Source organism: Brenneria goodwinii (genome assembly GCF_002291445.1).
Taxonomy (GTDB): domain Bacteria; phylum Pseudomonadota; class Gammaproteobacteria; order Enterobacterales; family Enterobacteriaceae; genus Brenneria; species Brenneria goodwinii.
The window spans coordinates 5,260,198-5,284,817 of record NZ_CP014137.1 but is presented as its reverse complement, the minus strand read 5'-3'; the positions used below and the strand labels follow the sequence as shown (position 1 = coordinate 5,284,817).

Below are 24,620 nucleotides of genomic sequence, written 5' to 3'. Positions count from 1 at the left end.
CCTGGTTTTACCGCTGTTAACGGTGACCCCTATCACGGGATCCACCCTCGCCAGAGATTAAGATAGGGATATAAAACGGCGGGGGTAACTACCCAAACGGGTGGCAAAAGCGGCTAAATTGAGGGGGGGGGGGAATAAAAGCGCAGCCATCACGCCGGCGAATAACCATCTGATGACAACAGGACCACATGAGGATAATGCCCCATGAATGAGCACCTTTTGTACCCGATACAAACGTCAGCCATCGATTATCGCCAGAAATCATTTACGCTCAGCCACGGACTGCCGCTGATCGCGACCAAACTCTCTCCGCCGCGCACTTCGGGCGCCGTCCTGCGCCGCGCACGACTCTTGTCTCGTCTGGATTTGGTTCATCAACGCAGCCTGGCGCTGGTCTGCGCCGGCGCCGGATTCGGCAAAACCACCCTGCTTAGCCAGTGGCACCGGGAGCTGACTTCCCAGGGGCACAGCGCGGCCTGGCTGAGTCTGGATGAACAAGACAACGCCCTGCATGACTTTCGCCGCTACCTGTTAGCCGCCCTGCACCCTTACTGCGGTGAACTATTCAATCAGCTCGAACCCATATCGCCAAACGCCTCGCTGTGTACCGAGGACGGTTTTATCCGTAATCTGATCAATAGCCTGAGCCAACGTCAAACCGCGTTGTATCTGGTGATTGATGATTTTCATCTGATTCGCAATCCGGTGATTTTGCAGGATATCAACGAACTGGTGAACTATGCGCCGGCCTGCCTGCATTTGCTGCTGGGTAGCCGCAGCCTGCCGACGCTGCCGCTGGCGCGTATGCTGGCAGGCAATCAGATGGTGATTATCGATATCAACGATCTGCGCTTCAATCCGTCGGAAACGGAGGCGTATTTTGCCGAAACCACCCACCAAAACCTCGATCAGGCGGAGATCCAACGTCTGCTGAATATCACCGAAGGCTGGATCACCGGCATCCAGATAGCCGCGCTCTCCGCGACCAGCAACGAGGGCGTTCTTTTTCAGACGATTGAAGGCCCGGCCGGCGCCAAACAGATGGCGAACTATTTGCAGGAAGTGGTATTGAATCCGCTGCCGCCGGAAATCCAGCAGTTTTTATTACAGACTTCCATCCTTAACCGTTTCACGCCGGAGTTGTGCAATGCGGTGACCCAACGCCAGGATGGCAAACAGATGCTGGCCTTTATCGAACAGCATAACCTGTTTATTTCACCGCTGGACGAACAGGGCGGCTGGTTTCGCTACCACTCGCTGTTTGCCGAAGCGCAGTACGAACGCCTGACCAGCGGGCCGGTAAAAATCGCCGAACTGCATGAACGCGCCAGTAACTGGCTGGCGGCCAACGGTCACTGGGCGGAGGCCATTCGCCACGCGCTGGCGGCGGGCAAGCTGGATAACAGCACCGCCTATGCCGCACCGAGCGCGCAATCGCTGGCGGAAGAAGGCGATCTCGATACGCTGGTTCGCTGGCTGCAGCAGTTGCCGCTAACCGAAGGCGCGCAGGAAGAACGCATCGAGCTACAGTTGAATCTAGCCTGGGCGCTGGCCCACTACTTCCGTTTTGATGAAGCGGAAGCGTTGCTCAAGCGGCTGCAGTCCTGTTTTATCCTTCATCGATTAAGCGAACGTTTACGCATTAAATGGCAGGTAATCAGCGCGATTTCCGCCTCGTTCGCCGAAGATATCGCCGCCAGCGAAGAACTGGCCAAACCGTTGCTCAACCGAATTCCCTGCGGCGACAGTTGGGTGGACGGTCTGGTGTGCAATATCCTCAGCTATGACTACCTGGTTCAGGACCGCTATCAGGACGTTGCCGCCGTGCAACAACATATGCCCTCGCCGACTACCCCGCAGGACAATTTGTTTGTCAGCGTCTACCGGGCCTTTATTCTGGGCCTCAATCATGTTCGTCAGGCTGATTTACGCACCGGTGAAATTTATTACCGCCAGGCGTTGACGCAGGCCGAGCGTCTGACCGGCGTCGACTCCTGCGGCAGCGCAACGCTGCAGGCTCTGCTGGCGGAGATCCATTACGAAGAGAACAATTTCCTGCTGCTGGATTCCCAGATCGCGCCGCATTTAGCCAAAATCGATATTATCGCGCCGCCGGATGCCTTATTGAGCGCCTACCGGGCGCTGGTTCGGCGGGCGCTGCTGCGCGATGCGGGACAGGCGAAAATTTTACTGGAACATGCGCAGCAGGTGGTCGCCAACCGGGGCTGGCCGCGGCTGCAAGGCGTGTTGCTGGCGGAGCAACTGCGCGTGGCGGTACTGCATAACCAGCGCCACCAGGCATTGGAACTGATGCAACAATTAACCGGACTCAGTGAACAATACCGGCAGATCTTTCCACTCGCCAACTACCTGCAAACCAGCCGCATCGCCAGCCAGGCCTTGATGTTGATGGATGAAGGCCATGCCGGAAAAGCGGCGCGCCTGCTGTGGCCGCTGGTGCAACAGTTGGAAAAACGCCGCTGCATCCTGGAAGCGATAAGGCAACGGGCGCTATGTGCGGTGGCCTGGTGGCAGGACGGAGAACAACAGCGCGCCTGCGATGTGCTATTGCCGGTGCTGAAACTGGCAAAAAGCCAAAACCTGAAGCGCAGCCTGCTGGATGCCGGCATTGAGATCTACCCGATACTTCAGCGTATCCAGCAGGAAGTGGAAGCCAGCGATCGTGCCTATATCAGCGATCTGCTGCGCGGTTCACCCTGGCCTGCCGCCCCCCTGATGGCCGATAGGCATCCGCTGCCCTCGCTGACTGAACGGGAAAACCAGACGCTGCAGCTGGTTGCCCAGGGTCGGTCGAACAAAGAAATCGCCCGCACCATGGCGATCTCGGTTGAAACGGTCAAATGGCACTTAAAGAATCTCTACGGCAAACTTGAGGTGACCAGCCGTACCCAGGCCATGAATCGGATCAAAATGTTAAGCGAGGTCGACTGCGCCGAATAAAAATCGCCGGGAGCAATGTTTAACGTTGGTTGCCACGGCCCGGAGAGTGACGCCAGACGGTGATAGGCCAGCCGAAATGCTTGCGCCGAAGGACGCCGCCCCTTTATTCATGTTTGCTGATTTGAAGTTTCTATCCGCAAGAATGTTTAAAAAGTGCGCTCTCAGATGCATGACATACTTTACCAAATACACGTCTGCCGTCCTGATATCGCCTTGTTCAAGCTCGCTCTGTAGACGGCAATATGGCTACTTATGCCTTTCATTCGATGCCTTCCAACGCACGTCACAACGAGCCAGCTCGGTCTCAATCATTTAATAAGACAACACGGAAACCGTGGCGGCCTGATATTGGTTTTCACTACCGAGAAACAGCTAATTGCGCCATCTCCTCGTCGGAAAGCTGGGTGATTTGTTGGACCTGCCCGCGCGCCATGCCGGTCTGCAATAACTGGCGCGCAATCTGCCGCGCGCTGGCTTTCATTCCTTGCTCTATGCCTTGCTCTCTTCCCTGTATGACCCCGGCCTGCAAACCCTCTTCAAATCCAATTTGTTTCAGCTGCTGTGCAATCGTCATTATCTCCTCCCGATCCGTTGACAACGGCTCCGCCACTCTCTCGATAAAATCGGCTGGTCTGGATGTATTGCCGGTTTGCGCGATGTAATACAGCAACGCCCGTTTCTGCGTCAGCGGCACCTGCCAGCGCTCAAATAATAACCCGATATCCCGCGCCAGTTCCAGCATATCCCGCGTACGGATATGTTTTTGCACCAACTCCAGCAACGCCGCCCGCCGGTGGGTTTTAATCTCCTCATCGGGAATAACGGTAAGGTCGATCAGCGTAAAAGCATTGCCGTAAATTTGTGCCGCCAATGCGGGGTCATCGAACGCATCCAGCCAGCGCAGACTATACGGATACGGGCTTCGCTCCCCCTGATAAAACAGCAGCGGCACCACCAGCGGCAGCCGTTTATGGCCTTGTTCAAGATGCTGTTGCATCGACGCCAGACAGTAACGTATCAGGCGAAATGCCATCATATGTTCCGGTTTGCTCTGATGCTCAATCAGACAGTAGATATAGCCGGTTCCGGCACTGGTATGCAGCGAATAGAGCATATCGGATACCCGGGCGCGCAGCGCTTCATCCACAAATGAGGCGGACTCCAGCCGCAGCGTGCTGAAATCGCAGCGTTCGCCGATATCCAGCGGCAGGTGGACGGTAAGGAAATCCCGCGCGACATCAATATCGCTGAGAAACAGTTTGAATACCTTATCGTGTGGCTGCATGTCGTCCCTGACTGGTTGTGCTCCCTAAGACCGGCAGGATAACGGATGGCGCCAGCGGGTAAAGATTATGCGGCAGGTTATGCAAACAGGCCCGAAAGAATACACCGAAGGAACAGCGAAACGTCATTTTTCTGTGCGCCGCGCCGCATAAACAAAATACGGCGGCCGCCGACGTTATGGCGCCATTTTTCATAACGTCGCCACAGGTTATTGTATATGAGAAGTATTACCGTTAACCTCCTTTACCACGTCGGTTGTTCGCAGTCTGTAAAGGGGTAGTCAAACGGTTATGCAAGGTAAAAGTCAGCAGCATATTCACAAAATAGTCGCACTTGTTTTCAGTCTGTTCGCCGGCATCCTTATCAGCGGCTGCGACGCACAGGATACGTCGCCGCAGACTTCCACCGACCGGCACGACGGCTGGCCGCGAACCATACAAACATTTAAAGGCCCGCTGACGCTGCAACAACCGCCGCAGCGGATCGTCTCCACCAGCGTGACCCTCAGCGGCACGCTGCTCGCCATTAATGCGCCGCTGATTGGCTCCGGCGCCACCAGCCCCCGCAGCATGATGGCGGATAATCAGGGCTTCTTCTTGCAATGGGGCCATCTGGCCGCAGAGCGCGGCGTAAAACCGCTTTATATCTCTGAACCGAATGCCGAAGCCGTCGCGGCGGCGGCGCCCGATCTGATCGTCATTGCCGCCACCGGCGGGGATTCGGCGCTCAAACTGTATGAACAATTGTCGGTTATCGCGCCGACGCTGGTGATTGATTACGGTGATAAAAGCTGGCAACAGCTGACGCTGCTGCTCGGCGAGGCAACCGGTCATGAAGCCGATGCGCAGCGCGTCATCAGCCAGTTCGAACAGCGGGTGCTCGCCGTCAAACAGGCTATCCAACTGCCGCCGCAGCCCGTTTCGGCGCTGGTGTATTATGAGGACGGCCGCGGCGCCAATATCTGTACCGCGGCATCGGCGCAGGGGCAGTTGCTGAACGAACTGGGATTCCAGCTCGCGACGCTTCCCGCCAATATCAAAACGGGAACCTCGCAGGGCAAACGTCTGGATATCGTGCAGATCTCCGGCGAAAACATGGCCGATAGTCTTAACGGCAAGTCGCTGTTGCTGTTCGCCGCGGATAACAGAACAGTCTATCGACTGATAGGAAATCCTTTCCTTAGCCACCTGGAACCGGTGATTAAAAATCAGGTGTGGGCCTTGGGATTAGATACGTTCCGGCTGGATTATTACAGCGCCAGCAATATGCTGGATAGTATTGAACGCCAGTTCGGCAAACCATAGGCAACGCATCCCCGATGTCAGGCCTAGTGGCGGGCATCGGGAACATCCGCCCGGCGCACGACTGGATACCCCGCGCCGACAATCCCCTTAACTCCGGGTTTACGTCAATGTATTTGATAAGTCGCGCATGCTAACATGGCGGCACAGTTACACTAATGATAATAATTATTATATTCATTCTTTGATGAAGGGAGTGTTCATTGAGGATGTCATGTCACCGTTCCCATTTTGACGCCGCCAATAACATATCGAGTTTTCCCCGCCCTAATCACATGAGGCGTTTGTCCGGTATCATGGTATGCCTGCTGATTATTGCCGCCGGCGCGGTCGCCAGCCTGATGCTAGGCGCCAAATCCATTTCGCCGGAGGTGGTCTGGATGAGCCTTACCGGGCAACTCGACAATGCGGACAGCACCATCATTCTTAACGCCCGTTTGCCGCGTACGCTGGCGGGCATTATCGCCGGTATGGCGCTAGGCGGTTCGGGGGCGTTGATACAGGCGCTAACCCGTAATCCGCTCGCCGATCCCGGGATCCTCGGCGTTAACGCCGGAGCAAGTTTCGCCATTGTGATCGGCATTACTTTTTTTGGCATCAACGGCATGGCGGCCTGGCTCGGTTTTGCCTGGCTGGGCGTGCTGGCGACCAGTCTGATGGTTTGGATCATCGGCACACTCAGCGGCGGCCGCATCAATCCCATTCGTTTAACCCTGGCCGGTGTCGCAATAAGCGCCGTACTGACCGGCATCACCTCATCGATTTCGCTGCTGAATCCCGATGCGTTCGACCAGTTGCGCATCTGGGAGGCCGGCACATTAGATATCCGATCTATGCGCCATATCGCGTTGGTCACGCCCACTATCCTGCTGGGCTGCGGGTTGGCGCTGTTCGCATCCCGATCGCTGAATGCGCTCAGTATGGGCGAAGATATCGCCACCGCGCTGGGCACCAGAGTGGTATTCATCCGCGCGATTGCGGTTGTAGCCGTTATGCTGATGTGCGGATCCTCCACCGCGCTGGTGGGGCCGATTGGTTTTGTCGGGCTGATGATCCCCCATATCGCCCGCTGGTGGGCGGGGCCGGATCAGCGCTGGATCCTGATTTACTCCCTGTTATTTGCGCCGGTACTGCTGCTGTGTGCCGATATTGCCGGTCGTTTACTGGTTCCCGGCGAGTTACGGGTATCGGTGGTGACCGCCTTCATCGGCGCGCCGGTACTGATCTGGCTGGTTCGTCGGCGCAAAGTGTAAGGAAACGCAATATGATTGCCAGAACGCTGTACCTCCGCGGCCGCTCAGGAAATCTCTATGCCCGGCTGCCGCTACGCGTGTTAGTTATCAACGGTATAATGCTGCTGTTAAGCCTGTTGCTGATCACGATGGCGGTGAGTATCGGGACTTTACAGTTATCCCCGCTCGATGTCTGGCGGGCCTTCGCCGGCCACGGGGAGCCCGGCGTCATCGCCGTTATTACGCAGTGGCGCGCGCCACGCGCCGTGGCGGCATTGTTGCTGGGGGCCGGACTGGGCGTAAGCGGCGCGATTTTTCAGTCGATCATCCGTAACCCGCTGGGCAGCCCGGATATTATTGGTTTTAACACCGGCGCCTATACCGGCGTGCTGATTACCATCATTTTGCTGCACGGCGGCTACTACCAGATCGCCAGCGGCGCTATGCTGGGCGGCATCGTTACCGCGGCATTGGTCTATCTGCTGGCCTGGCGGGGCGGCATTATCGGCTTTCGCCTGATTATCGTCGGTATTGCCATCAGCGCGATTCTGATGGCATTGAATACCTGGCTGATCATTACCGGTTCGCTGGAAAGCGCGATGACGGCGAAGCTATGGGCAACCGGCTCGCTGAACGGCATGACCTGGGTAAAAGCCCAGCCCGCCATCCTGCTGATCCCCATGGCGATCGCCGCCGCGCTGTTGATGGGCAAACGTCTGCAACTGCTGGAAATGGGCGATGATAGCGCCAGGGCGCTGGGCGTGAACGCCGAAGCCAGCCGCCTGTGGCTGATGTTGTTCGGCATCATCCTGACCGCCGTCGCCACCGCCACCGCCGGCCCGATCTCTTTCATCGCCCTGGCCGCACCGCAGATTGCCCGGCGCATGACCCAGTCCAGCACGACCCCCTTGTTTTCCGCCGCGATGGTCGGCGCCATTTTGTTGCTGACGGCGGATATTGTCGCCCAGAACGCCTTTGCCAATATTCAGCTTCCGGTTGGCGCGGTGACCGTCAGCATTGGGGGAGTTTATCTGATTTGGCTGCTGATCCGTGAAGCACGCCGCTAATCATCCATGGTTAATCACTTGCAGGGTAAAACATTGATGACGCATCTTTTGCACGCCACCAACCTCACGCTCGCGTACGATAAAAAAGTCATCGCGGAAGCATTGAGTGTCACGATCCCGGATAATCAATTCAGTGTGATTATCGGCCCGAACGCCTGCGGCAAATCGACCCTGCTGCGGGCGCTGTGCCGATTGTTAAAACCGCTTTCGGGCAAAGTGCTGCTGGACGGCAAAAACATTCATCACCTCCCCACCAAAGCGCTGGCGCGACAAATCGGCCTGCTGCCGCAACAGGCCATCGTGCCGGATAATATCACCGTGGCGGATCTGGTGGCGCGCGGGCGCTACCCGCATCAGAGTCTGCTGCGCCAGTGGAACACCGCGGATCAGGAAGCGGTGGAACAGGCGATGCTTGCCACCAATGTCGATTCGCTGGCCGAACGCAGCGTGGATGAGTTGTCAGGCGGACAGCGCCAACGGGTGTGGATCGCCATGGTGCTGGCGCAGCAGACGCCGCTGCTGCTGCTGGACGAACCCACCACCTGGCTGGATATGGCGCACCAGATCGACCTGCTTGACCTGTTTCGCGATCTTCATCAGCAACACGGCCGCACGCTGGTGGCGGTGTTGCACGATCTGAATCAGGCCTGCCGCTACGCTGATAATCTGATCGTGATGCAGGCCGGACAGATTATGGCGCAGGGGAGACCCGCCGAGATCATCAGCGCCGAGCTGGTTAAGCAGGTATTCGGCATGTCCTGCATCATCATCGACGATCCGGTATCCCACACGCCGCTGATTGTGCCTTGCGGGCGTTACCACCCTGTGCCGGGCGCCATCTCCTGATGCCGCAACGCCGCCAGCCCGGCGATAAACCAGCCGGGATCCGCTATGGTTATGGCGAAGAGTCTGACGCCGACCGCCTGAGGCGGCCGGCCTGGTAAGCGGGTCGGCGACCTTAGCCGCCGAGGGTCTGTTCCAGCGTCGGGTAGTCGGTATATCCGGTGCTGCCGGCGCCGTAGATGGTATCGCTATTCAGCGCATTCAACGGCGCCTTGAGGCGGAAACGCTCTACCAGATCCGGATTGGCGATAAATAGCCGGCCGAAAGACGCCGCGTCGGCCTCCCCCTCGGCAATCAGCTTTTCAGCGGATTCCTGCGTCAAACCGTCATTGGCAATCACCGCGCCGCTAAAACGTTGGCGGATCAGCGGCAGGATGCGCACCGGCGTCGCCAGCGCTTCACGCACGAAGATAAACGCCAGATGCCGTTCATCCAACTGTTCCGCCACGTAGCCGAACAGCGCCTTAGGATCGGAATCCTGCACGGAATGGGTATCGGACATGGTGTTCAGATGTACCCCCACCCGATCCGCCGGCCACACTTCCAGAATGGCGTCCACCGTTTCCAGCAGGAAACGGGCGCGATTGGCGATGGAGCCGCCATATTGATCCGTCCGTTTATTGGAACCGTCATGCAGGAACTGGTCGAACAGATAACCGTTGGCGGCATGGATTTCCACCCCGTCGAAACCGGCGCGTTTGGCATTTTCCGCCGCCCGGCGGAAATCAGCCACCAGACCGACCACTTCGCCCGTCGCCAGCGCGCGCGGCACCACATAGGGTTTATACGGCCGAATCGTGGCGACGTGCCCCTCCGGCGCAATCGCGCTGGGCGCCACCGGCAGTTCGCCATCCAAATAGATCGGATCGGAAATACGCCCGACGTGCCAGAGCTGGATAACCATTTTCCCGCCGGCCTGATGCACCGCGTCATTAATCTTTTTCCAGCTTTCGATCTGCTCTTCCGACCAGATGCCGGGCGTATTGGGATACCCCACCGCTTTCGGCGTTACGGCGGTGGCTTCGGTCAAAATCAGTCCGGCGCTGGCCCGCTGGACGTAATATTCCAGCGACAACGCACTGGGAATTCGTTGTTCAGCAGCATGCATACGGGTAAGCGGCGCCATCACAATACGATTGGATAACGTGATAGCGCCAACCTCGATAGGATCAAACAAACTTGGCATAGCATTTTCCTTAAGGCAAAGCCATATTAAATGTAAGGTTATTGACGGATAAAATCTGTCGGCGACACGTTCTATGATGAGTTAATTAGTCAAGAAACTCGCAACATTGCGTGCGATAGCGCCATATAATTTATAACTATTCAATAACAAAAAATTATAATACCAGCGATGTCCCGGCAGGCCATATTCAGAAAAACGCATAAAAAAGGCTTCTGAGGATTTCAGAAGCCTGAGAGATGAGGCGAACGAACGCGATTTACACCGCCGTCTGGAAAATCACGCCATCCGCTTTTTCCGTGTATTGGTGCAAACGGTCGAAGTTCAGATAGCGATAGGTGTCCAGCGCGGTTTTATCCACCTGATCCATGTAGGTCTGGTACTCATCCGGCGTCGGCAGACGGCCCAACAGCGAAGCCACCGCCGCCAGTTCCGCGGATGCCAGATAAACATTGGCGCCGGTGCCTAAGCGGTTCGGGAAGTTGCGCGTAGAGGTGGAAACCACCGTCGCGCCATCCGCCACGCGCGCCTGGTTGCCCATACACAATGAACAGCCGGGGATCTCAATACGCGCCCCGCTCTTGCCGAACACGCTGTAGTAGCCCTCTTCGGTCAACTGCGCGGCATCCATTTTAGTCGGCGGCGCCACCCACAGACGGGTCGGCAACTGGCCCTTGTGGTTATCCAGCAGTTTACCGGCGGCGCGGAAATGGCCGATATTGGTCATGCAGGAGCCGATAAACACTTCGTCGATCTTCTCGCCGGCCACCTCGGACAGCAGACGCGCATCGTCAGGATCGTTCGGCGCACAGAGGATCGGTTCTTTGATCTCCGCCAGATCGATGTCGATCACCGCGGCATATTCGGCGTCCGCATCGGCTTCCAGCAGTTGCGGATCGGCCAGCCATTTTTCCATGCCCTGAATACGGCGTTCCAGCGTACGGCGATCGCCGTAACCTTCCGAGATCATCCACTTCAGCAGCACGATATTGGAACTCAGGTATTCGATAATCGGCGCTTTATCCAATTTGATGGTACAGCCGGCGGCGGAACGTTCCGCCGAGGCGTCGGTCAACTCGAATGCCTGCTCAACTTTCAAATCCGGCAAGCCTTCGATTTCCAGAATACGGCCGGAGAAAATATTCTTTTTGCCCTTCTTCTCGACGGTCAGCAGCCCTTGCTTAATCGCATACAGCGGGATCGCATGCACCAGATCGCGCAGGGTGATGCCCGGCTGCATCTTCCCTTTGAAGCGCACCAGTACGGATTCCGGCATATCCAGCGGCATTACGCCGGTCGCCGCCGCGAACGCCACCAGCCCGGAGCCCGCCGGGAAAGAGACACCAATCGGGAAACGGGTATGGGAATCGCCGCCGGTGCCGACGGTATCCGGCAGCAGCATACGGTTGAGCCAGGAGTGAATCACCCCATCCCCCGGACGCAGCGACACCCCGCCGCGGTTCATAATGAAGTCGGGGAGCGTATGGTGCGTGGTCACATCCACCGGCTTCGGATAGGCGGCGGTGTGGCAGAATGACTGCATCACCAGATCGGCGGAAAAGCCGAGACAGGCCAGATCCTTCAGTTCATCACGGGTCATCGGCCCGGTGGTATCCTGGGAACCGACAGAGGTCATCTTCGGTTCGCAATATTCATTCGGGCGAATACCGGCAACGCCGCAGGCGCGCCCCACCATTTTCTGCGCCAGCGAGAAACCTTTATGGCTGTCGGCCACGGGCTTCGCAATGCGGAACACCGAACTCAGCGGCAGTTCCAGCGATTCACGCGCTTTTGACGTCAGCCCACGGCCGATAATCAGCGGAATACGGCCGCCGGCACGCACTTCATCCAGCAGAACATCGGTTTTCAACTCAAAGGTCGCCAGGATCTCACCCGTATCATGGCGACGAACCTCGCCCTTATACGGATAGATATCAATCACATCGCCCATATTCAGATCGCTGACGTCCACCTCAATCGGCAACGCGCCGGCGTCTTCCATGGTGTTGAAAAAGATCGGCGCGATTTTGCCGCCCAGCACCACGCCGCCGCCGCGCTTGTTCGGCACATGGGGAATGTCGTCGCCCATGAACCACAATACGGAGTTGGTGGCGGACTTACGGGAAGAACCCGTACCGACGACATCGCCGACATAGGCCAGCGGAAAACCTTTCTTGTTCAGTTCTTCGATTTGTTTGATCGGTCCGACCACGCCGGGCTGATCGGGCTCGATACCTTCACGGGCGTTTTTCAACATCGCCAGCGCATGCAACGGGATATCCGGTCGCGACCAGGCATCGGGCGCGGGAGAGAGGTCATCGGTGTTGGTTTCGCCGGTCACCTTGAAAACGGTGACGGTAATTTTTTCCGCCAGTTCAGGGCGGGAAAGGAACCACTCGGCATCGGCCCAGGACTGAATCACCTGTTGGGCGTAAACATTGCCGGCCTTCGCCTTTTCTTCCACGTCATAGAAGTTATCAAACATCAGCAGCGTGTGAGACAGCGCCTTGGCCGCAATCGGCGCCAGCTGTTCGCTGTCCAGCGCGTCAATCAACGGATGAATATTATAACCGCCCTGCATGGTGCCCAGCAGTTCAACGGCCTTTTCTGGCGTGATCAACGGAGAAGAGGCTTCACCTTTGGCAATGGCGGCCAGAAAGCCGGCTTTAACGTATGCCGCTTCATCTACGCCAGGGGGAACACGATTAATCAGCAGATCCAGTAAAACGTCCTCTTCGCCAGCCGGTGGATGTTTTAATGACTCAACCAACGCCGCCATCTGCGTGGCATCCAACGGTTTGGGAACTATCCCCTGTGCAGCCCGCTCGGCTACGTGCTTACGATATTCTTCTAGCACGACTTTCTCCTCGCTCTCATTGTCTTCATTATGCCCGGCGCTCTTGTTCCTGATTCTAATGTCCATGCCTGTATCATAAGCCTGTGGAGGTAAGGTAAGAGAGTGACCGGTCTAGCTTCGTTAGCCTATCACGATTTGAATCGATTGTTAATTAATTAACATAATGGCAACATTATGGCTATTTTAACCGACGGGTATTACGTCAATCCGATAATGCCTAACGCCTGAAGATTAACATGTTAGCGGTAAAATCGACCATAGATTATGGCTCTGTCAGTAAGCGGCTAAAGAAATCCAACTTGAAAGATGAAGGGTATAACGGTTTGAACTCCATAATAAATCGATATACAAGCTATTCGCCCGATTGCCGATAGTTTCCTAATGGGCAGGTTGATGTCAACGCCATTGGGAGTGCATATGTCCTTTTTACGGAATGTTACGATCAGAAAGGTTTTGTTGGTTATTCTCAGTCTTTTTCTACTCTTATGGGGCGGGGTGTCATGGTTTACGCTGTCATCGCTTAATCAGGCTACCCATTACCTAACGCTCGGCAATACCCAGGTCGATTCCTTAAATACCCTGACGAACGGCACCGAACAGGCGCTGCGTTCGGTGATCCGCATTAACCGGGCCATGACGCTGATGCAAAGCGGCAAACTGGATGATATCGACGTCACCGTGACATCGGCTAACGAGGCGCTGAAAAGCAGCCAGGAAAATCTCGAGAAATTCAAAAGTCAGGCGCATACGAACATCGATCGGCGCATCGTCGATGAAGTGGTAACGTCGTGGAGCCAACTGATCGAACAGGGGCTGCAGCCGATGATGACGTCTCTGCTGGAAAAAAGGTTCGCCGAGTACCGACGGCTGTTTCGCGATGATTTTCAGGCGTTAAACGAAACGTTTATCGCCGCGGCCGGCAACTATCAGGATATCGCGTCGGATAACAGTACCGTGCAGCATGTGTATACGCTGGTCGACTGGTGTAAAAAAACGCTGATCGCGGCGATGGTCGTGGGCATCATCATTCTGCTGCTGACCGACCGCTACCTGACCGGCTATATCGTGAAGCCGCTGACGCTGATCAAAGATCACTTCCAAACGCTGGCGAGGGGGAAATTGGATCGTCCTCTGGATGATTTCGGCCGTAACGATGCCGGTCAGTTAATTCCCTATCTGCGGGAAATGCAGGAAAGTCTGAAAATGACGGTAAGCACCATCCGCAGCAGCGCGGATTCCATCTATCAGGGCACGTCGGAGATCAGCGCGGGCAACAACGACCTCTCTTCGCGCACCGAACAGCAGGCCGCAGCGCTGCAACAGACCGCCGCCAGCATGGAACAGTTGGGCACCACGGTAAAACACAATACCGACAATGTGCATCAGGCCACCGGGCTGGCGGAAAAAGCGACGTCGGTTGCGAAACAGGGGTGGGAGATGGGACGCGAACTCGGAGAGATCATGGGCAGCATTGCCACCAGCTCGCGTAAAATCAACGAAATCACCGGCATGATCAACAGCATCGCCTTTCAGACCAATATCCTGGCTCTGAATGCCGCCGTTGAAGCCGCGCGCGCCGGTGAACAAGGGCGCGGTTTCGCCGTGGTGGCGGGCGAAGTCCGTAATCTGGCGCAGAAAAGCGCTCAGGCGGCGAAAGAAATCGAAGGGCTGATCGCGGAATCCGTTAATCGCGTGGATGCCGGCGCCAAACAGGTGGCCCGTACCGGTAATGTGATGGATGATGTGATCGCGTCCATCAAACAGGTTAACGACCTGATGGCGGAGATCGCCGCCGCCTCGGACGAACAAAGCCAGGGGATTAGCCAGGTCAGCCAGGCCGTGACGGAGATGGACAGTGTGACGCAGCAGAACGCCGCCCTGGTGGAGCAGTCGGCCGCCGCCGCCGCTTCACTGGAAGAGCAGGCTCGCCAACTGATGCAGGCCGTCGCCATTTTCCAACTGGAACAGGATCAGGCGCACAGCGAAACGAAATCGGACGCGCAAACGGTGCCGCAGTTGGCTGCCACGGTATCCTGAGCGCAAGGCATCAATAACGGGCAATTATACCGGCCCCCGCGACCGGGAATTATTGCCCGGTTGCGGAAAAACGCTGCTGAAAATGGGTGCGCAACGCGTGCTGTAGCGCGAACAACGGCACAGATTGATGCGACTGTTCCGGGTAGATATCCAAGGTTACGCGTAAATTCGGCGCACGATTCTGCAACGTCCAGGCCAGTTCCCGAATCCCATCGACCATCCGCCGCTGGTTACGATGCCGGCGCAAAACCTGGCGCTGTTCGTCAGGCAAATCCAATTCCCAACGCTCCAGAGACTGTTCATATTCTCCCACCGACAACGCCAGGCTGACCGGCTGCATCGTCGGTAATCCGGCGCCGGCAAGAAACACCCCGGCCTGCTCGACAAGGTAGCCGCCATTCCACCAGACAGACGGGCTGGCGGCATAATAATGCTGAAACGCATTTGGCGACGCAAACAGCGTATCGACGGTAAACAAACCGCCATAGGAATGACCGAATAAAGCCTCTCTCCGGCTGTCGACCGCATATCTGTCGGCAATAAAGGGTTTTAGCTCTTCCAGCATAAAGCGCCGGAATCCCGCCGCATTCCCCGCCATGCCGGACGGATAATAACCGCCCCGAGGGTCCGCTTCCGGCACGATGCGTTCAACGGCGGGACGATAATCCCGTTCACGCCGGGTCGGCCCCTCGTAGTCAAGAGCCACGATAATACCCGGCGCCATGCCGCAGCGCGGGCCGGCCAGCGCTTCCATCAGCGACACGGCGGCGGGGAAATAACGGGCGCCGTCCAAAATATAGATTATCGGCCATCCCTGCGGCGGCGGCGCGATCTCCGGGCCAAAAGACATGACGCGGTAGCGCCCGCATGCGGTTGAATCGAACATCTCATCACGAGTATTGCGTAACTGATACACCCATCCTCCCGTATTTATTTCTTCTTATTATTCCTGCCGACGAGCAACCAAAAATATTGGGCAGTTTTTTTAATATCGCTGGCGACGATCCGCTGGAGCGGCAGGCCATCCCAGCATAAAAAATCCGGTGGGGCAACAGGCCCGCACCGGAAACGATTGACGCTTAACACGGCGCGCTCTTTCGCGCCGCCTTTACGATCGTCAGAACGAGGTATTCACGCTCAAGAAGAAAGTGCGGCCCGGTTCGTTGTAGGTAGCCGCTCCGGCGCCGCCGATAGTGATGGCGCTGCAACTGCCGTCGGCGGCCACCGTACAGCCGGCCGAGGCGTTGCCTTTGCGGAACAACCGCTTATCGAACAGGTTATTCACCCCGCCGGTCAAGCTAAGGTGCTTGTTGAACCGATAGGTGGAGCTCAGGCCGACAATGGCGTACGGGCTGAGTTCGGTCAGTTCCCCGCCTGATGCCGGAAGGCCGCGATAGTTATACTTCTTCGGTTTCTGTCGGCCGTACCAGGTCAGGTCGGTCAGGAAAGAAAGATCCTCGGTTGCCTGCCAATTCAGCGACGAGTTCAGAGTAAACTCGGGGGTAATGGACAGATAATCCCCGGTGGTTTTGTTCTTCGAACGCAGCATCCAGGTGAGGTTGTTGTTCCACTGGAGGGTTTCCGTCACCGGAATATTCACTGTGCCTTCCAGCCCTTCCACCAGCGCCCGGGGAATATTTTCCCACTGGAAGACGTTGGTGGTGCCGTTGGTGGTGGTGCCTGTCGGCACCAGCCCGGCTTCGATCTTGTTGCGGTAGTCGTTGCGGAAGTAGGTGATGCCGGCCTGGTAGCCGTTGCGCTTGAACTCGATGCCGATCTCCTTGTTGATGCTGGTTTCCGCCTTCAAATCTTCATTGCCGATCAGATAGCAGTTATTGCTGGCGCCGTTAATCAGATAGCACCCCTGCCCTCTGCTGTAGAGCAGATAGTTAGGGTTGAGCTGGTAGAGGTTGGGCGCTTTGTAAGCGGCGGCGATACCCATTTTCAGAGTGAAATCCTCGCCCAGCCCCTGCGACAGGTTCAGCGACGGACTCCAGTGATTCCCCACAATGCTGTGGTGATCGAAACGCAGCGCCGGCGTCAGCATGGTGCTTTGCGTCAGTTCGACGTTGTCCTCGGCGAACAGCGAGAAGATTTGCGCATCGATATTGCTGTCGCGGTTGTTGCTGGCATAGCCCTCAATAGCGCCGATCGCCGAGATGTCATAGGACGTGGAGGCCGGATCCTTCATGCGCTGATCCGATACCTCCATGCCGAGGGTGGCGGTCTGGTTGAAATACGCCTCAAACGGGATATTCACCTCGCTATGGCCGGTCAGGGTATCCAGCTTGATGGTCCGGTATTCGTTCGGAGCTGTGGTATCGAAGATCCCTTCAACCCCGCCCGCCAGCCCTTCCGCAATGCGGGTATTATGCGTACGCTCATATTGCAGATAGGAAGTGGAACTGACGCCGTTATCCCAATAGCCGCGATGGGTTACGGCGAAGTTCTGCCGGTACATACGATTGGTTTCACGACCATAATTACCGACCACCAGCGCATTGCTGTTGGTATTCTGGGTATCACCCGCGTAGATGTTGCCCTGACGGCTGACGCCGGCCTCAAACTCCAGCGACTGCTGTTCGGTGATATCCCAGCGCAACAGCGCGTTGAGATCCTTGTTGCGTACTCCCTCGCGGCCAGCCGGCACGGAGCTGGCGTAGCTGCCTGTCCGCTCCGATTTATACGCTTCATTGATATCGCGGGCGTCCGCCTGCGTCTTGTTGAGATTACCGTACAGGCGCAGGCTCAGGTTATCGGTCAGGCCGCCCATCAAGCTGAAATCGGTGCGCTTGGTCGCCCCTTCCGACTTATGCTGCGGCGCGTTGAAATAGGTGTTCCAACTGCCATGCCACTCCTGCGTCGGCTGCTTGGTGATGATATTCACCACCCCGCCCGCCGCGCCGTTACCGTAACGGGCCGCCGCCGGACCGCGCAGCACTTCGATGCGATCCACCAGATCCGCCGGCACCCAGTTGGCGTCGCCGCGGGTGTCGCGCTCGCCGCGCCAGCCATAACGCACGGAATTGCGGCTGGAAACCGGTTTGCCGTCCACCAGAATCAGCGTATTTTCCGGCCCCATGCCGCGGATATCGATCTGACGATTATTCCCGCGCTGACCGCTGGTGGAGTTTCCGGTAAGATTCACCCCCGGCATGGTGCGGATCAGTTCAGACAGATCGTTGGCCGGCGGACGTTTACTGATATCCTCCGCGGTGATCGTCGATACGCCCGGCGCCTGACGCGTTTGCTCAGCGGCGGTCACCACGATAGTGTCAGAAGAATCAGATGCCGTGTCCTGCTGGGTTTGCTGGGTGGCGGCCGCCGGCGTCTCGGCTCCTGTCATCAAAGGCATGGCCGCACAGCTCAACCCGATAAACGTCGCCAGGTAGTGACGTGGTGGTAATCTCATCATTTAAAATCGCCCTGTAGAATCATAATTTGAAAGACCGCGGATGTTGACAGGGGCAAGCGCTGACAGGCTTCATTTATTGCCGTAAACGGCGTCCATACTTTGTGGAGACAAGCCTGTCGTATCATTGGGCGGCTATCGAACAGAAATACATCAGCGACGGTTCAAGTAACCCCGCTATCTGTTGCGAAAACCGCTCACGCGGACAAAAATTCCCGCCCGCGCCTTACCGACCGTCAACAAAAAATGCTACTGAGAAGTATTTGCATTACCTGTTTTGGTCAGTCATTGTTACATTTGTTTTTTAGGGCTGGTTTTGCGTAAACAGCAAATTGTTTTGCGAGAACGGCAAAATGGCGGACGATAACCAGACAATGTAAGGGGATATCATGCAAAATCATGTGCCGTCATCGAAATCGATTTATAAGAGTCACATCGTCCAGCAGTCAAGTCTGGTCTCAAATGACTACCGTCTGCTTGGACCGAGATTGATCGACGATACTCCCGTACTGTTTGGCAATTTCGATGTGATACAACTGAATCGCGATCTGATTTTGCATACGGCGGATGTAATCAACCTGCACAACATGAAGACGCAGAGCGTGCTGAATGGGGCGATCAAACTGGCGATTGTGGTAAACGGCGTCGCGCATATTACCTATGATGAAAAGCTGTTACATCTGGGAAATCACCAGCCGGCGTCGCTGATTTCACTGACCGAGCCCACGCAATTCAGCCGTAACGGCAAACGAGATGAATACGAACGCACCGTTTCGCTCACCTTTAGCCGGGAATGGCTATACGGTAACCTGCTGGATAGCGTCGACGACTGGCAAGCTATTTATAACTTCACACAGACCCATCTTTCCACCCATTTATGGACGCCTTCGCGTCAGGCGCTGGCCATCGCCTGGCAGATTCTGAATGCAGGCCCCTGCCATACGCCTCTACAGCGTCTGTATCTGGAAAGCCAGTGCATGATGTTGATTATTGAAGCCTTCGATTCACTTACCCGCCACGCGATACAGGATAAAAGCGCGCCCGGCGTCAACTTGCGCACTCATCACCGCATCCAGCAGGTCAGGGATATGCTGGAAAGCGGAAGCGCCGACCAGCTTTCCATCGCTGAAATCGCCAAAAGCGTCAATATGAGTGAAAGCACGCTGCAACGCCACTTTCGCCAGACATTCAACCTGACCGTGTTTGAATACCTGAGAAACTGCCGCTTGCAACGCGCCATGCTGGCGTTGCAAAAAGACGGTATCGGTATTTCCCAGGCCGCCAGCATCGCCGGCTACAATAGCACGGCCAACTTTACTACCGCCCTGCGTCGCGCGTTCAGCATCACGCCGGGACAGATCAAAAACCGGTTCTGAGGCGAATGCCGTTAAGCAGGCCGGGGAACCACACCGCGATTAGTCCTCCACCGGGACAAGCCAGCGATCCAGCCAGCTAAACACGGCTTCCTGCTGTTCTTGCTCGAATACATGACCCCGTTGCGGCCAGAGTTTGGTTTCCAGTTTGGCGTCCGCCTGCTGCGAATGCCAGACGCGGCGCATTTTGTCATACGCTTCCCGCACCGAACCGATCGGGAATAGGCGATCGGCATCGCCGTTGAAAAACAGCATCGGGTTGGGTGCGGCAATGCTGGCGACATCAGGAAAATCCAGGCGCGCGGACAGTCCGGGATGCAGCATATAAAAGGCCGACTGGCCGCGCAGCACGTTATTCCCCGGCGTCATCAGCCCGTTATAGGTGCCGATCCACGATACCGCCGCCGTAGCGGCGATCCTGTCGGACAACGCCGCCAGTTGCCAGGCGCGGTACGCGCCCATGGAAAACCCGAGCGCGCCGATACGCGCTTCATCCACCTGCGGCAGCGAAGCCAGAAAATCCGCGGCTCGCATATCCTCATAGGCCATCAGACCCGCCAGTGAACGCCCCAGATTGAAGAAGTTGCTCGCCAGCGCCTGCTGCCGTTCGTATTGCATCGGCCCGCGATCGCCCCAGCCCAGCGCGTCCACCGCCAGCACCACATAGCCGCGTTTCGCCAGCTCATCGCCAATAAAGCGCCCGGAGAAAAACTGATCGGCCCACGCCTGTGCGGAAGCAAGCTGTTCTTCGTTTCCCCACGGTTTGATCACTTTCTCTTTACCAATATCGAATTTCGATCCGTGATCGTGCAGCAGGATCACCGCCGGATGAGGTCCAGGCGTTTTAGGCGTCAACAGCAATGCGCTGACCCGGCTTTCATCCGTCAGGTTAAACGCGACTTTCTCCGCCAGATAGCTGCCGCGATCCTGCCGGGCAAGCGGTTGCGGCGCGAAAGCGCGGGTCGAATCAGGCGTCAGCAGCGCAGCGCGCAACGTCTGGCGGGCATGATGCTTCCAGTCCTCGAAGCGAACATGCTCACTCACCAACCAGGAATCCGGGTAGGTCATACGCTGCTTAAGCTGAGGATAAAACACCGGCAACGCGTCATCCGTCACCGCCGAAGTTTGATGCGTCATGTCATGTGCCATAAGTGAAGGAGTGATCAGGCTGGCCGCCAACAACCAGAACGGCGCTCGTCGTGAAATGTACGTCATAATAGCCCCAAAGATAAGACGTTGTTTTTCTTTGAGACAAAATTGTAAAGCGTCGCGCAACAAATAACCGGGCCGCCGCCACATTCCGCGCAACCGGCGAAAAAAATCCCGCCGGCCGACTGATTCGTCACTGGCTGAGAGTAAGGGATCATCTAGTACGCCGTCAGTAAAGGGCTGATCAGTAAAACCGCCAGTAACCAGGCAGCGGCAAAAAAAATCCGGCGCCTTTACGGCGTCGGATTGGATTCACTCGGTTGGAAAGCGAACAAAATTACTTTTTCTTCTTCGCTTTCGGGTTCGGCAGGTCGGTGATGCTGCCTTCGTAAATTTCAGCCGCCAGACCAACGGATTCATGCAGCGTCGGGTGAGCATGGATGGTCAGCGCGATATCTTCGGCATCACAACCCATCTCAATCGCCAGACCGATTTCACCTAACAGTTCACCGCCGTTGGTGCCGACAACCGCCCCGCCGATAACACGGTGCGTCTCTTTGTCGAAAATCAGTTTGGTCATACCGTCCGAACAGTCGGAAGCGATGGCACGGCCAGACGCCGCCCACGGGAAAGTCGCCGTTTCATAGCTGATGCCTTTCTCTTTCGCTTCTTTTTCGGTCAGCCCGACCCAGGCGACTTCCGGCTCGGTATAGGCAATGGAAGGAATCACTTTCGGATCGAAGTAGTGTTTCTTACCGGCGATAACTTCAGCGGCAACGTGCCCTTCATGAACGCCCTTGTGCGCCAGCATCGGCTGACCGACGATATCGCCAATCGCATAAATGTGCGGCACGTTGGTGCGCATCTGCTTATCAACGCGGATAAAGCCGCGCTCGTCCACCTCAACGCCCGCCTGACCGGCATCCAGTTGCTTACCGTTAGGCACGCGACCGATCGCCACCAGCACCGCGTCATAACGCTGCGGTTCAGCCGGCGCTTTTTTACCTTCCATCGTGACGTAGATACCATCTTCTTTGGCTTCAACCGCCGTCACTTTGGTTTCCAGCATTAGCGTAAACTGCTTGCTGATACGTTTGGTGAAGACCTTGACGATATCTTTATCCGCGGCCGGAATCACCTGATCGAACATTTCAACCACGTCGATCTGAGAACCCAGAGCATGGTACACGGTCCCCATTTCCAGACCGATGATGCCGCCGCCCATAATCAGCAGGCGTTCCGGAACGTTTTTCAGTTCCAGCGCCGCGGTGGAATCCCACACGCGCGGATCGTCATGCGGAATAAACGGCAGTTGGATTGGGCGGGAACCGGCGGCAATGATCGCGTTTTCGAAATTGATCGTTGTGTGACCATTTTCGCCGTCGACAACCAGAGTATTGGCGCCGGTGAATTTACCCAGACCAGTAACCACTTTAACTTTACGTGCCTTCGCCATACCGGACAGGCCGCCGGTCAGCTGATTGATAACTTTCTCTTTCCACAAGCGAATTTTATCAATATCGGTTTTAGGTTCACCGAATACAATACCGTGCTCTGCCAGCGCTTTCGCTTCTTCAATCACTTTAGCGACGTGCAGCAAGGCTTTGGAAGGGATACAACCCACGTTCAGACACACGCCACCCAGCGTGGAGTAGCGTTCCACCAGCACGGTTTCCAGGCCTAAGTCCGCACAACGAAATGCAGCCGAATAACCTGCAGGGCCGGCACCAAGTACCACCACCTGAGCTTTAATTTCAGTACTCATCATGACCTCATGTTTTGTTTGTCCGGCGGCCAGACGACATTCTTATGGCGAGTTAATTTAAGTACGCCCTTCATCCACCGGGACGCTTTCATTGCCAGCAGTTTACATAATTGTTAACAACCTGCAAATCACCAGCGAATGAAAAGTGTCTCAACAGTGCCGCCTAATAACATTTATGCTTCAAACCCCCAACGATCGGTACTTTTAGAAGCCTAATATGCTTAGCAACACTGACGTTAACAAAAAGGCCGGCCGTAAGGCCAGCCTTTACGGTTACATCACCAGACGGCGAATGTCAGACAGCGTGTTGTTGATGATGGTAATAAAGCGCGCGCCATCAGCGCCGTCAATGACACGGTGGTCGAAGGACAGAGAGATCGGCATCATCAGCCGCGGCGTAAACTCTTTACCGTTCCAGACCGGTTCCATCGCTGACTTGGACACACCCAGGATAGCCACTTCCGGCGCGTTGACAATCGGTGCGAAATGCGTCGTACCCAGGCCGCCGATGCTGGAGATAGTGAAGCATCCCCCCTGCATTTCGCCTGCGGTCAACTTACCGTCACGGGCTTTCTTGGAGATCGTCATCAGTTCGCGCGACAGCTCGACGATGCCTTTCTTGTTCACGTCTTTGAACACCGGAACCACCAGACCATTCGGGGTATCAACCGCAACGCCGATGTTGATGTATTTCTTCAGCGTCAGACGTTGGCCATCTTCGGACAGCGAGCTGTTGAAACGCGGCATCTGCTCAAGAGCAGCGGCGACAGCTTTCATGATGAATACAACCGGGGTGATCTTCACGTCCAGTTTACGCTTCTCGGCTTCTACGTTCTGCTGTTTACGGAACGCTTCCAGCTCGGTGATATCCGTTTTGTCGAAATGCGTAACGTGCGGGATCATCACCCAGTTACGGCTCAGGTTGGCGCCGGAGATTTTCTGGATACGACCCAGTTCGACTTCTTCGATTTCACCGAATTTGCTGAAGTCGACTTTCGGCCACGGCAACATACCCGGCAGACCGCCGCCGGTGGCGGCAGGCGCGGATTCGGCACGCTTGATCGCCTCTTTCACGTAAGCCTGAACGTCTTCGCGCAGGATACGGCCTTTACGACCGGTGCCCTTCACCTTAGCCAGATTCACGCCAAACTCACGGGCCAGACGGCGGATAACCGGCGTCGCGTGCACGTAAGCGTCGTTCTCGGCGAATTCGCCTTTCGCTTCCGCTTTCGCGGCAGGTGCGTCTTCGGCTTGCTTCGCCGGGGCGGCGGCTTCCTGCTTGGCGGCAGGGGCGGCCGCCGGGGCTGCGCCCTCGACCTCAAAGATCATGATCGGCGAGCCGGTTTTCACTTTGTCGCCGGTATTGATTTTGATCTCTTTGACCACGCCCGCGAACGGCGCCGGCACTTCCATGGAAGCCTTGTCGCCTTCAACCGTGATCAGTGATTGTTCTGCGGCGATTTTGTCGCCCACTTTAACCATCACCTCAGTGACTTCGACTTCGTCACCGCCGATGTCCGGCACGTTGACTTCTTTGGCGACAGGCGCGCCGCTGGCAGCCGGAGCCGCCTGGGTTTCTTCCTTCGCCGCCGCCGGTGCAGCAGCAGCCGCGCCCGCGACTTCGAATACCATAATCAGCGAGCCGGTTTTCACTTTGTCGCCGGTATTGATTTTGATCTCTTTAACCACGCCCGCGAACGGCGCCGGCACTTCCATGGAGGCCTTGTCGCCTTCAACGGTGATCAAAGATTGCTCGGCCGCCACGCTGTCGCCCACTTTAACCAGCACCTCGGTGACTTCAACTTCATCGTCGCCGATGTCCGGTACGTTGACTTCTTTGCTGGCGCTGGCCGCGGCGGCAGCCGGTTTGGCGTCTTCTTTCTTCTCTTCAGCCTTGGCAGGCGCAGCGTCAGCCGCGCCGTCGGCGGAATCGAAAATCATAATCAGTTTGCCGGTTTCCACTTTGTCGCCGACGGAAACCTTGATCTCTTTAACCACACCGGCCTGAGGAGAAGGCACTTCCATAGAGGCTTTATCGCCTTCTACGGTGATCAGCGACTGCTCAGCTTCAACCTTGTCGCCCACCTTCACCAGCACTTCGGTGACTTCAACTTCATCTGCACCGATATCCGGTACGTTGATTTCGATAGCCATGT

The 24,620-nt window shown here is 56.5% G+C and carries 15 protein-coding genes; 7 read left to right on the top strand and 8 right to left on the bottom strand.

Annotated features, from left to right (window positions below; all coding sequences use genetic code 11):
• Positions 1 to 204 precede the first annotated feature (204 nt).
• Complete coding sequence (locus ACN28R_RS23405; protein ID WP_095835628.1) at positions 205 to 2,961, top strand: winged helix-turn-helix domain-containing protein; 2,757 nt, start codon at positions 205 to 207, stop codon at positions 2,959 to 2,961.
• Positions 2,962 to 3,319: 358 nt separating this feature from the next.
• On the opposite strand, the gene ACN28R_RS23400 is transcribed toward ACN28R_RS23405, so the two are convergent.
• Positions 3,320 to 4,246 carry an Rpn family recombination-promoting nuclease/putative transposase gene (locus ACN28R_RS23400; protein ID WP_095835627.1) on the bottom strand — a complete coding sequence of 309 codons (927 nt, stop codon included), beginning with the start codon at positions 4,244 to 4,246 and terminating at the stop codon, positions 3,320 to 3,322.
• A gap of 289 nt (positions 4,247 to 4,535) precedes the next feature.
• Between ACN28R_RS23400 and fepB the strand changes: the two genes are divergently transcribed.
• The 4 genes from fepB to ACN28R_RS23380 all read left to right on the top strand — a co-directional run bounded on the left by fepB (position 4,536) and on the right by ACN28R_RS23380 (position 8,691).
• A complete protein-coding gene (gene fepB / locus ACN28R_RS23395; protein ID WP_095835626.1) occupies positions 4,536 to 5,549 on the top strand; it encodes a Fe2+-enterobactin ABC transporter substrate-binding protein in 1,014 nt (337 codons plus the stop codon).
• A 272-nt stretch (positions 5,550 to 5,821) separates the two neighbouring features.
• The gene (gene fepD / locus ACN28R_RS23390) at positions 5,822 to 6,799 is read left to right on the top strand and encodes a Fe(3+)-siderophore ABC transporter permease (protein WP_236840260.1); all 978 of its coding nucleotides are present in this window, start codon (positions 5,822 to 5,824) and stop codon (positions 6,797 to 6,799) included.
• 11 nt (positions 6,800 to 6,810) lie between these two features.
• A complete protein-coding gene (gene fepG, locus ACN28R_RS23385) occupies positions 6,811 to 7,845 on the top strand; it encodes an iron-enterobactin ABC transporter permease (protein WP_095835624.1) in 1,035 nt (344 codons plus the stop codon).
• Between the two features lie 36 nt (positions 7,846 to 7,881).
• Positions 7,882 to 8,691, top strand: a complete 810-nt coding sequence (locus tag ACN28R_RS23380; RefSeq protein WP_095835623.1) for an ABC transporter ATP-binding protein — start codon at positions 7,882 to 7,884, stop codon at positions 8,689 to 8,691.
• Between the two features lie 112 nt (positions 8,692 to 8,803).
• Here the strand turns inward: ACN28R_RS23380 and ACN28R_RS23375 are convergent, their stop codons facing one another.
• Together ACN28R_RS23375 and acnB are read right to left on the bottom strand one after the other, a co-directional pair.
• Complete coding sequence (locus tag ACN28R_RS23375; protein WP_095835622.1) at positions 8,804 to 9,874, bottom strand: alkene reductase; 1,071 nt, start codon at positions 9,872 to 9,874, stop codon at positions 8,804 to 8,806.
• Between the two features lie 256 nt (positions 9,875 to 10,130).
• Positions 10,131 to 12,728, bottom strand: a complete 2,598-nt coding sequence (gene acnB, locus ACN28R_RS23370) for a bifunctional aconitate hydratase 2/2-methylisocitrate dehydratase (RefSeq protein ID WP_095835891.1) — start codon at positions 12,726 to 12,728, stop codon at positions 10,131 to 10,133.
• A gap of 417 nt (positions 12,729 to 13,145) precedes the next feature.
• On the opposite strand from acnB, the gene ACN28R_RS23365 reads away from it, so the two are divergent.
• Entirely contained in the window at positions 13,146 to 14,765 is a 1,620-nt protein-coding gene (locus tag ACN28R_RS23365; protein WP_095835890.1) for a methyl-accepting chemotaxis protein, read from the top strand.
• A gap of 49 nt (positions 14,766 to 14,814) precedes the next feature.
• Here the strand turns inward: ACN28R_RS23365 and ACN28R_RS23360 are convergent, their stop codons facing one another.
• Positions 14,815 to 15,681: an alpha/beta hydrolase gene (locus ACN28R_RS23360; protein ID WP_048637519.1), complete on the bottom strand. Its 867-nt coding sequence runs from the start codon at positions 15,679 to 15,681 to the stop codon at positions 14,815 to 14,817.
• 201 nt (positions 15,682 to 15,882) lie between these two features.
• On the bottom strand, positions 15,883 to 18,177 hold the full coding sequence (locus ACN28R_RS23355) for a TonB-dependent siderophore receptor (RefSeq protein WP_095835889.1): 2,295 nt from the start codon (positions 18,175 to 18,177) through the stop codon (positions 15,883 to 15,885).
• A gap of 389 nt (positions 18,178 to 18,566) precedes the next feature.
• On the opposite strand from ACN28R_RS23355, the gene ACN28R_RS23350 reads away from it, so the two are divergent.
• Positions 18,567 to 19,553 (top strand): helix-turn-helix transcriptional regulator, encoded by a 987-nt coding sequence (locus ACN28R_RS23350; protein WP_095835621.1) that lies wholly within the window; start codon positions 18,567 to 18,569, stop codon positions 19,551 to 19,553.
• Positions 19,554 to 19,592: 39 nt separating this feature from the next.
• Here ACN28R_RS23350 and ACN28R_RS23345 read toward each other — a convergent pair whose 3' ends face one another.
• The 3 genes from ACN28R_RS23345 to aceF all read right to left on the bottom strand — a co-directional run bounded on the left by ACN28R_RS23345 (position 19,593) and on the right by aceF (position 24,618).
• Positions 19,593 to 20,765: a dienelactone hydrolase family protein gene (locus tag ACN28R_RS23345; RefSeq protein ID WP_095835888.1), complete on the bottom strand. Its 1,173-nt coding sequence runs from the start codon at positions 20,763 to 20,765 to the stop codon at positions 19,593 to 19,595.
• A 271-nt stretch (positions 20,766 to 21,036) separates the two neighbouring features.
• Positions 21,037 to 22,464, bottom strand: a complete 1,428-nt coding sequence (gene lpdA, locus ACN28R_RS23340; protein ID WP_095835620.1) for a dihydrolipoyl dehydrogenase — start codon at positions 22,462 to 22,464, stop codon at positions 21,037 to 21,039.
• A 273-nt stretch (positions 22,465 to 22,737) separates the two neighbouring features.
• Positions 22,738 to 24,618: a pyruvate dehydrogenase complex dihydrolipoyllysine-residue acetyltransferase gene (gene aceF / locus ACN28R_RS23335; protein WP_095835619.1), complete on the bottom strand. Its 1,881-nt coding sequence runs from the start codon at positions 24,616 to 24,618 to the stop codon at positions 22,738 to 22,740.
• Positions 24,619 to 24,620: the final 2 nt, after the last annotated feature.